Origin of the sequence: Capnocytophaga sp. H2931, from assembly GCF_002302535.1 — a bacterium.
Taxonomy (GTDB): Bacteria; Bacteroidota; Bacteroidia; order Flavobacteriales; family Flavobacteriaceae; genus Capnocytophaga; species Capnocytophaga canis.
In genome coordinates this window covers 348,656-361,096 of the sequence record NZ_CP022381.1, presented here as the reverse complement: position 1 = coordinate 361,096, position 12,441 = coordinate 348,656, and the positions used below count along the sequence as shown (strand labels likewise).

11 protein-coding genes are annotated in these 12,441 nt (G+C 34.3%); 3 read left to right on the top strand and 8 right to left on the bottom strand.

Translation table 11 applies throughout. The features are described 5' to 3' along the window. The first annotated feature begins 1 nt into the window (after position 1). From CGC52_RS01515 to CGC52_RS01505, 3 genes are all read left to right on the top strand, one after another. Positions 2 to 301, top strand: coding sequence for a co-chaperone YbbN (locus CGC52_RS01515; protein WP_095893233.1), 300 nt, complete (start codon positions 2 to 4; stop codon positions 299 to 301). A 375-nt stretch (positions 302 to 676) separates the two neighbouring features. Beyond that, positions 677 to 1,879, top strand: coding sequence for a diaminopimelate decarboxylase (gene lysA / locus CGC52_RS01510; protein WP_042344950.1), 1,203 nt, complete (start codon positions 677 to 679; stop codon positions 1,877 to 1,879). Positions 1,880 to 2,059: 180 nt separating this feature from the next. Further along, positions 2,060 to 3,034 (top strand): transposase, encoded by a 975-nt coding sequence (locus CGC52_RS01505; RefSeq protein ID WP_095893232.1) that lies wholly within the window; start codon positions 2,060 to 2,062, stop codon positions 3,032 to 3,034. 307 nt (positions 3,035 to 3,341) lie between these two features. Here the strand turns inward: CGC52_RS01505 and truA are convergent, their stop codons facing one another. From truA to CGC52_RS01465, 8 genes are all read right to left on the bottom strand, one after another. Beyond that, positions 3,342 to 4,082, bottom strand: coding sequence for a tRNA pseudouridine(38-40) synthase TruA (truA, locus tag CGC52_RS01500; protein WP_042344949.1), 741 nt, complete (start codon positions 4,080 to 4,082; stop codon positions 3,342 to 3,344). 8 nt (positions 4,083 to 4,090) lie between these two features. Next, positions 4,091 to 5,119 carry a dipeptide epimerase gene (locus CGC52_RS01495; protein WP_042348256.1) on the bottom strand — a complete coding sequence of 343 codons (1,029 nt, stop codon included), beginning with the start codon at positions 5,117 to 5,119 and terminating at the stop codon, positions 4,091 to 4,093. A 3-nt stretch (positions 5,120 to 5,122) separates the two neighbouring features. Further along, positions 5,123 to 6,277 (bottom strand): galactokinase, encoded by a 1,155-nt coding sequence (locus CGC52_RS01490; protein WP_095893231.1) that lies wholly within the window; start codon positions 6,275 to 6,277, stop codon positions 5,123 to 5,125. A gap of 286 nt (positions 6,278 to 6,563) precedes the next feature. Beyond that, positions 6,564 to 7,856, bottom strand: a complete 1,293-nt coding sequence (gene tyrS, locus CGC52_RS01485) for a tyrosine--tRNA ligase (protein WP_095893230.1) — start codon at positions 7,854 to 7,856, stop codon at positions 6,564 to 6,566. A 191-nt stretch (positions 7,857 to 8,047) separates the two neighbouring features. After that, the gene (priA, locus tag CGC52_RS01480; protein WP_095893229.1) at positions 8,048 to 10,498 is read right to left on the bottom strand and encodes a primosomal protein N'; all 2,451 of its coding nucleotides are present in this window, start codon (positions 10,496 to 10,498) and stop codon (positions 8,048 to 8,050) included. Beyond that, positions 10,499 to 11,416: a YihY/virulence factor BrkB family protein gene (locus CGC52_RS01475; protein ID WP_042006254.1), complete on the bottom strand. Its 918-nt coding sequence runs from the start codon at positions 11,414 to 11,416 to the stop codon at positions 10,499 to 10,501. A gap of 308 nt (positions 11,417 to 11,724) precedes the next feature. Further along, a complete protein-coding gene (locus CGC52_RS01470) occupies positions 11,725 to 11,937 on the bottom strand; it encodes a hypothetical protein (protein ID WP_111947367.1) in 213 nt (70 codons plus the stop codon). Positions 11,938 to 11,997: 60 nt separating this feature from the next. Then, positions 11,998 to 12,366 (bottom strand): rhodanese-like domain-containing protein, encoded by a 369-nt coding sequence (locus CGC52_RS01465; protein ID WP_042006284.1) that lies wholly within the window; start codon positions 12,364 to 12,366, stop codon positions 11,998 to 12,000. Between the last annotated feature and the right edge of the window lie 75 nt (positions 12,367 to 12,441).

Below are 12,441 nucleotides of genomic sequence, written 5' to 3'. Positions count from 1 at the left end.
AATGGATAAATTCGGAAATATAGTAGATGTTAACGTACCTGTTTTGTTCTGTTTTTATGCTGATTGGCATGAAACTTCTGTGCAGATGAATGGCGTACTGAAAGAAATAGTTACCCAACTTGGAAATAAAGTCAAAGTTGTTAAAATTGATGTTGATAAAAACAAAGAATTGACAAAGGCTTTAAAAATCAATGGATTACCAACGATTGTCATATTCAATCAACGTGAATTAGTTTGGCGTGGTGAAGGTTTCCACGGCAGTAATCTGCTTATTACTGAATTGGTAAAATACTTACAATAGAATTTTTTAATTTTGATTTATCTTACCCTTTGTGATAAAGTACATTTTTCCATTATTAAATTTTAGGAATGAAAATGTAGTTTAAGATAGATTTTAAAAACCTTATATATAAGCTTGTGAGAGTCATGATGAAAATAGTTTTATTATGACTCTTATTTTATACAAAATAGAATGGAAAAGGTCTGTTTAGTGTATATAACCACATTATTAAAAATGAAATAATAAATGATTAATGGCAAAATTTGATTTATATTTCATTAATCACATCTTTGAAAGTTTTATTTGTAACTTTTTGTGTGTATTTTGACTTTTTGTTTCATAAAAATTTTGTAGTTAAAAAGAAATAGTATTTTTGCATTTCAAAATAGAACTATTATGAATACAACAGACTTACTTTCCATAGCCAATGAATTTGGTAATCCAGTGTACGTGTATGACGCTACGAAAATAACTTCTCAATATCAAAGACTTACGTCAGCTTTCAATACTATTCCAAACCTCAGAGTGAACTATGCAGTTAAAGCTCTTTCTAATATTTCTGTTTTGAGACTGCTTCGTAATTTAGGAAGTGGATTGGATACAGTCTCCATTCAGGAAGTACAATTAGGTCTATTAGCAGGTTTTTCACCTGAACAAATAATTTTCACTCCCAATGGAGTTTCATTGGAGGAAATTGAAGAAGCCACTGCTTTGGGTGTGCAAATCAATATTGATAATTTATCTATTTTAGAGCAATTTGGAAGTAAATATCCACAAATTCCTATCTGCATTCGTATCAATCCGCATGTAATGGCAGGTGGAAATTCTAATATTTCAGTCGGACATATTGATAGTAAATTTGGCATCAGTATTCATCAAATACCTCATATTCTGCGTATTGTTGAAAATACCAAAATGCAAATTAATGGAATTCACATGCATACTGGAAGTGATATTTTGGATATTGATGTATTTCTGTATGCTGCTGAAATTCTCTTTGAAACAGCAAAACATTTTGAAGGATTGGAATTTCTTGATTTTGGCAGTGGATTTAAAGTCCCTTATAAAGAGGGGGATATTCAAACTAATATTGAAGAATTAGGCGAACGACTTTCAAGCAGATTTTTAGCATTTTGCAAAGAATATGGCAAAGATTTAGCTTTAGCTTTTGAGCCAGGAAAGTTTTTAGTCAGTGAGGCAGGATTTTTTCTTGCAAAAGTAAATGTTGTGAAGCAGACTACTTCAACGGTATTTGCTGGAGTGGATACAGGATTCAATCATCTGATTCGACCGATGCTCTATGGAGCAACTCATCAAATTGAAAATATTTCCAACCCTAATGGAAAAAAACGTTTTTATTCGGTGGTAGGTTATATCTGTGAAACAGATACTTTTGCCTCTAACCGACAAATAGCTGAAATTTCCGAAGGAGATATTCTTTGTTTCAGAAATGCAGGAGCATACTGTTTTTCGATGTCAAGCAACTATAATTCGCGTTTGAAACCCGCTGAAGTTCTATGGCACGACGGAAAGGCAAAACTCATCAGACAGGCTGAAACCTTTGATGATATTTTGAGAAACCAAATTCAGATATTTTAGAATTGGTAATAATTAAACAATTTAATATTCAGTAATATCTATAACACAGATTCATGACTTTGTCAAATCTTTAAGATTGACAATATAACAAAAAATGGTGCTTAAAAACCTTGTAAAGCATTGTCTTTTATAGACTTATAAGAGTTATAATGAAAGTGGTTTCATTATAACTCTTATTTTATGTCCAAAACGAATAAAAAATGTCCAGTTTGTGGTTCTAATCACATCATCAAAAAAGGAAAAAGAAATGGAAAACAACGCTTTCAATGTGGAGATTGTCAGGCAAATTTTACGATTAAAAACATTGGTGTAAAAAGAAAAAATCAATTCATTTGGTTCAGAAAATGGATAATGGAAAGGCAAGTCTATAAAACCCTTTCGAGGGATAGCACAATGAGCCAATCTACCCTTCAAAACCTCTTTAAACATTACCTTTCACAAGTTCCTACCCTCAGCATCAAAAGCAAGACAAAGGTTCATCTCTTGATTGATGGCACCTACTTTTCCAATGGATTATGCCTGATACTCTACTACGATTATGACATTCGATATGTGCAACTTTACCGCCAAACCAACAAGGAAAAACTTCGTGATATAAAGCAAGATTTGGAAAACTTAAAGAAGCTGAATGTGGCAGTTTACAGTGTAACCTGCGATGGGCATAAATCTATTTTAGGAGCGGTAAAAAAGGTGTTTCCAGAGGTGATTATCCAAAGATGTTTAGTGCATATTAAACGACAGATTAAGAACTATTTAAGTGGTAGCCCAAAACATTTTATTAGCCAACAGCTTTTGTGTTTATCCAAAGAAATTACGCATCTAAAAACCAATGAACAGGCTAACGACTGGGTAAATAGATTTTACCAGTGGTATGTTGAAAATCAATATTTTATAGAAGAAAAATCAATGAATGAAGAAACTGGATTTCAGTGGTTTAAACATAAAAATCTACACTTAGCTACTTATCATATTATCAATGCCTTACCCAATATGTTTGCATATCTGCAAGATAGTGAAATCCCTTATACTACCAATCGTTTAGAAGCCTATTTTACGCATTTGAAAGAGAAATTAACCTTGCATAGAGGACTTCGTTTTGAGGCTAAAAAGAACTTTATAAAATGGTATTTATATTTTAAAAATCAAGGGGGATAAGGTTTTTTTAGCCATAGGGTTCATCCGATAGTTTTAATAAAAAAGGGTGAGAAAAACTCACCCCTAAAACTATCGTTTTGAACATTGATTGTATTGCTGACAATGAACTATGTTCGTAACCTTCGTAAAAGCTATTCGCTTTTTCTCGCTTATTCCTCAGCAGAGCTTGTTTCCTCTTCCAATCAATGTGCGAAATATAAGCATTTTTTATCAATTAAAAAAGCACCATTTTTTACCACATTGCCTAATAATATCTATAACACAGATTCATGACTTTGTCAAATCTTTAAGATTTGACAAAGTTTTTTCATATAAAACAGCTTTGAGGATATTCCACTTGTACTAAAAATAATCCACAAGCAGGAACAGATTTTCCTGCTTTACTTCGATTCTTACTTTTTATAATATTTTCGAAATCGACAATGGAAATTTTTCCCAAGCCAACATCCAGCAATGTGCCCACAATAGCTCGAACCATATTTCGCAAGAAGCGATCTGCGGAAATCGTAAAAATTAAATGATGCTCTTGCTGTTGCCAAAAAGCATCGTAGATTTTACAATCATAAGTTCTTACATCTGTATTGGATTTTGAAAAGCACTGAAAATCAGTATAATCAAATAATTTTTTTGTAGCTATTTCCATTTTAGGAAGATCCAAAGGAAGATTCAAATACATGCTTGACTCGTAGGCAAACACATCTTTTTTCATAGAAATATGATATTGATAGGTGCGTTTTAGAGCGTCAAAACGAGCATGTGCTTGATCTGTAACACGGTGAAGTTTATGAATGGCTATATCTTTTGGAAGAAAAGCATTAAGCCTGTAAATCAATTGATTATCAAGCTCTTTTTCGATGTCAAAATGGGCAAACATTTGGTGAGCGTGTACACCACTATCTGTGCGTCCTGCCCCCACTACTTCAATAGGAGTTCTCAGTAATGTGCTTAGACTATTTTCTAATATTTCTTGCACACTAACTGAATGAGGCTGACGTTGCCAACCAAAGTAATTTTTTCCATTGTATGAAAATTCAATGAAATACCTCATTTTTGTATTTAAAAATTTGATAATAAACTTTTTACACCAATTCCTGAATCATCCAATGGGATAATTTTTCCATTAATAAGTTTGGCTCCATCGAAACAATCGTTGGCTATAAGCAAGGCTCCATCAAGGTCTGCAAAATCCATATCTGCACAAAGTTGTGCCGCAGCCGAAATAGCACAAGAAGTCTCGGTCATACATCCCATCATTGTTTTCATTCCAAGTGACTTTGCCAAATCACGCATTTTCCATGCTTCTCGCATTCCTGTACATTTCATCAATTTGATGTTTATACCTGAAAAAACGCCTTTCAATCGTGAAATATCTTCTAAACGCTGAACCGACTCATCGGCGAAAATGGGCAAGGGACTGCTCTCTGTTAAGAGAGCTATATTATCTAAGTCATCTTTTTGCATGGGCTGTTCTACCATAACGACACCTTGTTCTTGTAACCAGAAAATCGTATCCATAGCTTGGTGAACATCTGTCCATCCTTGGTTGGCATCCACCGCAAGAGGGAGATCCGTTACAGAACGTACAGCCCGTAACATTTGTTTATCATCCCTCCCTCCAAGTTTTATTTTCAATATATTGAAACGTCCCACAGCTTCCCTGGTTTTCTCACGAACCACTGTATCAGTATCAATGCCTATGGTGAATGTAGTATCAGGTATATTGTTTTTGTCTAAATGATAATACTCGTGCCAAGATTGATTGTTGATTTTTCCAACTAAATCGTGCAACGCAATATCAATAGATGCTTTTGCAGCTGTATTCTTCATAGCGAGGCTATCGACATAGTCCAGAATCTCATCTATATCCATAGGAGAAGAAAAGCTTGTGAAGTCGATTTTTTTCAAGAAATCAATCACAGAAATTTTTGTCTCACCTAAATAAGGAGGCAAAGAGGCTTCGCCATACCCACACAGCCCATCGTATTCTATTTTAGTAAGAACGACAGGTGTGGTACTACGCGAATGTCCAGAAACAGAAAACCTATGCCGAAGGCGTAAGTCATAGGGAAACCAAGACAATTTCATTATCTATATTTCTCTCGTACCGTCTCCAATACTTACATCATAAATCGAAGGAGCATAACCTATTTTTTCGGTGTATACTTTTTCAATATGCTTTTTGTAAGCATCAACACGGTCATTTTTTACCAACGCAATAGCACAGCCTCCAAAACCTGCTCCCGTCATACGAACTCCTGTAACCCCTTCAAAATTAACACTTTCTAAATAGATAGTATCCAATTCCTTCCCTGTAACTTCATAGTCTTCCATCAGTGATTTATGTGAAGCTGACATTAACTCACCAAATTTTTCTATATCACCCAATTTTAATGCTTTTTCAGATGCTTTAACACGTAAATTTTCATAAATTACGTGCTTCACTCGTTGTTGCATTTCAGGAGTAAGCAAATGCTTATTAGCTTCAAAATATTCCGCAGGGATGGAACACAAATCTTTGAAATTTTCGGTTTTGTTGAATATTTCTAAAGCTGCTTCACAGGTAGCTCTACGCTCGTTATATTTGGAATCGGCTAATTTACGTTCCTTATTGGTGTTGATAATCAGTAATGTATCGTCTTTTAAAACAAAAGGTGTGTAGGTATATTCTAACGTTTGACAATCCAAAATAATAGCATGGTCTTCTTTTCCCATACCAATAGCAAACTGATCCATAATACCGCAGTTTACACCTACAAACTTATTTTCTACTTGTTGAGATATTTTAACTAATTCTACTTGATTTTTTCCCAAGTCAAACAGGGTGTTTAAAGCAAAAGTTGTTACCAATTCAATCGATGCAGATGACGACAATCCTCCTCCGTTGGGAATATTGCCATAAAACAAAAGTTCCAACCCTGATAGAGTAGCCCCCTCACGAGTGAAATAGTCAATACAACCCAATGGATAGTTTATCCAAAGAGAATCTTGTTTTGTATATCCTTTAGTGTTTACAGGAACCTGATGAACAGAATCAGGGAAGTTCAAACTCTTGAAAGTAAACATATTATCCTCTGTCTTACGTACTGCTAAATAAGTTCCATTTCCTAAAGCACAGGGCATTACCAGTCCTCCGTTGTAGTCTATGTGTTCTCCTATCAGATTTACTCTTGCAGGAGCAAAAAATATCTTGTCAGCAGGTTTCCCGTATGCTTGTTCAAAGGATTCTTGAATATATGCTTTCATATTTTGTATGTGTTATTTAGTTGTTTTTGTCATTTTACGAACATCAAAGTTACAAAAATATATTGGAAAAATAAAATACATATTCTTAGATTTTTCAATCCATAATATTCATAAAATTATTTGGTAGTTTTGATACTAATCATCAGGCATTAAACCTCCTTTTTCGTTTCAAAAGTCATACATTCTGTACTCATTAATTTCTTATGTTAGAATAAAAAATTAGTATGACTATATTAACGGTGATTTTAAAACTACAAAATAGTCGTTCCAAATGAATAATTTTCTTTTACTTTACCACGACTACAAAATAATTTTTTTTGCCTTTTTGTAACAAGATAAATTTTCCGTCTATCAAATCGTTTTCAGAGGCTACAAACCCTTCTGTTACTTTTTCTTTATTAACCGAAATAGCGTTGGCTGTAAGGTCGCGACGGGCTTCTCCACGTGATTTCAAAAAGCCTGATTGGTCAGCAAGTAACTCCACAATATTTGCACCGATAACTTCCTCTTTGGTAAGTTCTTTTTGTGGTACACCATCAAAAATTTCTAAAAACATTTTACTATTGAGTCCTTTCAAACTCTCGGAAGTGGAATTTCCAAACAGAATTTCCGAAGCCTTTACAGCGTTGTCATAATCCTCTCGAGAATGTACCATTACGGTGATTTCTTCGGCCAATTTTTTCTGTAAAATACGCAAATGCGGCGCTTCTTGATGTTGTTTTGTAAGTTCGGCAACCTCTTCTTGCGTAAGCATCGTAAAGATTTTGATGTACTTTTCGGCATCGGTATCGGAAGTGTTGAGCCAATATTGGTAAAACTTATATGGTGAAGTTTTTTCAGGGTCGAGCCAAATATTTCCTCCTTCGGATTTCCCGAATTTTGTTCCATCGGCTTTGGTAATCAGCGGACAAGTCATTGCGTAGGCTTTTCCACCTGCAATTCTTCTAATCAGTTCCGTTCCAGTGGTGATATTTCCCCATTGGTCAGAGCCTCCCATTTGTAAAGTCAAACCATTTTCTCTGTACAAGTGCAAAAAGTCGTAGCCCTGCAACAATTGATATGAAAACTCGGTAAAAGACATTCCTTCTGTGTTTTCTTTTGGGTCAAAGCGTTTTTTTACCGAATCTTTTGCCATCATATAATTCACGGTAATGTGCTTCCCAATATCGCGAATGAAATTTAAGAATGAAAAATCTTTCATCCAATCGTAATTGTTGACCAAAATAGCTCTGTTTTCGGCAGTGCTTTCAAAATCAAGAAATTTTGCCAGTTGTTTTTTGATTCCTGCAATATTATGCTCTAAAACCTCGTTGGTCAAAAGGTTTCTCTCGGCAGATTTTCCCGATGGGTCACCCACCATTCCCGTAGCACCCCCCACAAGAGCATAAGGTCTATGACCGCAATTCTGAAAATGCTTGAGCATCATCACCCCCACCAAATGCCCGATGTGGAGCGAATCCGCCGTTGGGTCAATCCCCACATACGCCGAGCGTACGCCCTCTAAAAGATGTTCTTCCGTTTCAGGCATCATATCCTGAATCATTCCACGCCATTGTAATTCCTGTATGAAGTTTTTCATTGTTTTTATTATTCTTATATAATTATCAATTATTTTAACACACTGTTATTTAGTTATTTAAATGCATAAATCAAAAATACTTAGTGAAATTAGAAATCCGCAATTTTGTATGATATACACCAGTAAATTTTTCATTTTGCAAAGATACGTTTTTTGTCCTTGCTATGGATATTGTAATAAGATATTTTTCCTTAACTAACGTTGTAAATCACTCGAATTGAACGAAAATTCGGGATAGCCTGAAAACTAATTTGAGTACGTAGAATGTATTTTTTTACGTTTTCAGCGGAATGGGTAAAAGGAATTTTCAGTAGAATGTCCTTGATATATTCATTTCGTATACGAGAAACTAAAGGGCTTTCAGGGCCTAAAATATGTATATCAGTATGTTTTTCAAATCCTTGACGTAATGATTTTCCAAACCAATCGGCTCCTTCTGTAACTTTATTAAAATCGGCATGTTTGAATGAAATTTTTATCAATCGAACCATTGGTGGATACAAAAATTCCCTGCGTTCAGCTATTTGATTGTTGAACATATCTCTAAAATTGTGTTCCAATACCTGTTTCAGTACCGGATGGTTCGGATTGTAAGTCTGAATCAATACTTTACCTTTTCTAGTACTCCGTCCTGCTCGTCCAGAAACCTGAATTAGTAATTGGAAACTACGCTCATAAGCCTTATAGTCAGGAAAATGAATGAACGAATCGGCGTTCATCACTCCTACCAAACCTACATTTTCAAAATCTAATCCTTTACTAATCATTTGTGTGCCCACCAAAATTTGAGTTTGTTGTTGCTCAAATTTCGACAGTATTTTTTGATAGCCATATTTTCCGCTTGTGGTATCTTGATCCATTCGGTCAATGGTCACTTCAGGAAAAAGTTGAGCCAATTCCTTTGTGATTTGCTCTGTTCCAAATCCTTTGGTTATCAATTCATTACTTCCACAAGCAATACAATTATCAAGTATTGGAATAGCATACCCGCAATAGTGACAACGCAATTGTTTCCTACCCTGATGATACGTTAAACTAACGTCACAAGCGGGACATTGAGCTACTGTTCCGCAACTTTTACATTGTATTTCAGGAGCATAACCTCGTTGATTTTGGAATAGAATTATTTGCTGTCCTTCCGACAAGGTAGTTTGTATCTCTTGGATAAGTTTATCAGAAAAATGCCCTGTCATCTGTTTCCGAAAATGTTTATCTCTAATATCAATCAACTCAATATCAGGGTATTGAAACTCACCAAATCGTTTTAGTAAATACGCAAATCCATATTTTTTACGCTTAGCATTGTATAGGCTTTCAATTGAGGGGGTAGCCGAACCTAGTAACACCCTAGCATTCTGTATTTTAGCTAACATAATGGCAGTGTCACGAGCTTGAAAACGAGGTGCAGGATCAAATTGTTGGTAAGAAGCATCGTGTTCCTCGTCGATTATGACTAATCCTAAATTGGAAAAAGGTAGAAATACGGACGAACGAACTCCTACAATTAGCTGATTTTTAATATTTTCATTGAGTACATTATTCCAAACTTCGACCCGTTCATTAGTTGTATATTTGGAATGATATACCCCTAATTTATCTCCGAAATGCTTTTTCAAACGATTGATCAAATGTTCCGTAAGTCCAATCTCAGGTAATAAATACAATACTTGTTTGCCTTCATCTAAACATTTTTGAATCAGATGTATGTAGATTTCAGTTTTTCCAGAAGCGGTAACTCCTTGAAATAAAACAACTTGGTTAGTATTAAACTGTTCATTAATTTGCTTTAAAGCTGTTAGCTGAGCCTCGCTGAGCGATTTACTTCCAATCAATTCACCTTTGAAATTGATTCGGTCTTTTTGGATGTAATATTCCTCAAAAATTCCTTTTCCAACCACTGATTTCAAAACAGTAGCCGAAACGTTAGAATCGGAGAGCAATTTTTCTACCTTTAGAGGAAGTTTATTACGCATCATCCAATTAAAATAGGCTACTAATAATTGCTTTTGCTTTACTGACTTACCGACATCCTCAAAAACAGCTTTCATCCCTTCATCCGATTGGTATTTTTCTGCCAAACGAATGTATTTTTCTAATTTAGGTACGTATTTTTCAAATATTTTTTCAGAAATACGAATGGCTCCTTTTTCTAATAAACTTTTAACCACTTTCAAAGCTTTTCGTTTTCCTACAATTTGATTTATTTCCTTAGCAGTGAGTGCTGTTTTATAGGATAATGCCTCATAAACCATCCATTCATCATCCGAAAAAAGAGTCATTTCCAAATCAGTTTCGTCCCTCTCCACGATAGTTTCACTCTCTAACAAAAAAGCTGATGGCATGGCTGCTTTAAATACATCTCCCAACCAACACATATAGTAGTCCGAAATCCATTTCCAAAGTCGTAATTGAGAATGATTTACAATAGGGGTTTCATCCAAAATATACTCAATATCTTTGGTTTCGTATGAAGGTTCTGTAGTGTGTACACTCTCTACCAAAGCCGCATATACTTTTGATTTCCCGAAAGGTACAGCAACACGCATCCCTGGTTTTAGGAAATGAGCTTCTTCCTTAGTTACGTTGTATGTGAATAGTTTTCGCAACGGAATGGGAAGTATAACGTCAATGAAATAAGCCATTTATCGTATTTTTTTAAGTCGTAAAAGCGAAGCGTTGAGTTCAAATCCCAACAAAAGAATATTAGAATTTAACCAAATGTACAACAAAAAAATCAACAATGCTCCAATGGAACCATATAATTGATTGTATTGTGAAAAATTTTCGATGTAAATACCAAACAAATAGGTGGTTAATGCAAATAATAACACTGTCAGAATTGAACCTATGGAAAAAAACTTACTTTTTTTACCCTCCTTAGTACCAAAGAAAAACAGAATAGAAGTTGCTAAATAGATAATGACAGTTACAAAACCAATTTTTGACCATTGAATGATAGTTTCTGTACTGTAAAGTAGTCCTGTTCTCTCCAAGTATGGAACTATGTAAATGCCATAGTAAATAAACATTGCTATCACAATCAGAATCAGCAAAGCAATAATGATTGCTACCATTAAAGCAACCATATACTGACGGATGTAAGTACGTGTTATTCGTACATGGTAGGATGATTCAAAGCCTCCAAAAATAGCTACTATTCCATTTGTCATCAGTAATATAGATAATAAAAAAACTGATGAAAGTAATCCTCCTCGGCGGTTATCGGCTATGTCAAAAAAAATACTCGAAAACAGTTCATTAGTGCCAGGAGGCAATAGCCCGTCAATAAAACTCCAAACGTCAATTTGAAAAGTGTCAATCGGTACGTACGGAATCAAATTCAGTATAAACAACAAAAACGGAAAAATAGCTAAGAAAAAACTAAATGAAATAGCGCTAGCACGATAGGTCAATGCCCCCTTGACAATCCCAACAATGTAAAGCTCTAAGAAATCGTATAGAGAAAAACTATTTTGCGAAATGGTTACTCTTTTCAGTAATGCAACAAGGTTTTTCACTACAGGAATTTTAGCTAATTTTTGTTCTATTTTTTCCGACATATGTTTTTTGTTGAAGTAGGGTGATTTATCTAATTGAAGATGAGTTTTTTTAAGCGTTAATTTCGAAAGTAATTAGCTTTTCTTTTAGTCAGTAAATTTTAGGCTAAGAACTACACTTGATGACAAAAGTATAAAAAATATTTCACAATCGAAAGATTTTTGGCAGCTCGAGTAATAAGCTAATGGCAACTTGTAAATAGGTTTTAAAATTAAATTATATGAACAAAAAAAGATTTTTACGAAGTTTTTACTTCGCAAAAATCTTCAATTATCTTGTACTGCTTGAGCTTTTAACTCTCAAAAAGTGGCTATGCTGATTTTTTAGCTTTTCTTGCTTCTCTTTTCTCTTTGATAGCTTCCATAATAGCTCCTCCTACCCAGTAAGGAACTACGAAAGTCAATAGGAAAATCATCAACCAAAAACCGATAGTTGCGATGCCTAAAAACACTAAAAATCCTAAATATTGGTCAAATTCAAACATAATCTTAAAATTTCGCCAAATGTACAAATTTTTGTACATATTGAAAAATAAATTTTTTACATTTTTCTGTTTTTGAATCTAATTTAAAATACTTTTAAATTATTTTTCTACAGGTTTTCCTGCACCGCTCCACTGCATAAAACCCCCATCTAAGTGCATCAAGTTTTTAAACCCAGCCTTTTCGAGTATTGCATAGGCTTTTGAACTGCGTCCACCACTTTTGCAATATATGTAGACAGTATCCTCTTTATCGTATTGTTTTTCAAAATTTTCTAAGAAATCATCTTCAAAGAAATCTATATTAACGGCTCCTTTCAGATGTCCATCAGCAAACTCTTCTGCAGTGCGTATATCCACTAATTTGTCAGTAGCTTTTGGCTCATAGTCTTTGATTTTGATGTTTTTTTCTGAAGGAATGTTACTACAAGAAAAAAGTCCCATAGCTAAAATTAAAATTGATTTTTTCATAGGTATTCGTTTTTTATTCAATTTACATTCATTATAATTAAATTTCACCATGAATAGTATGGTCATATAGTAATT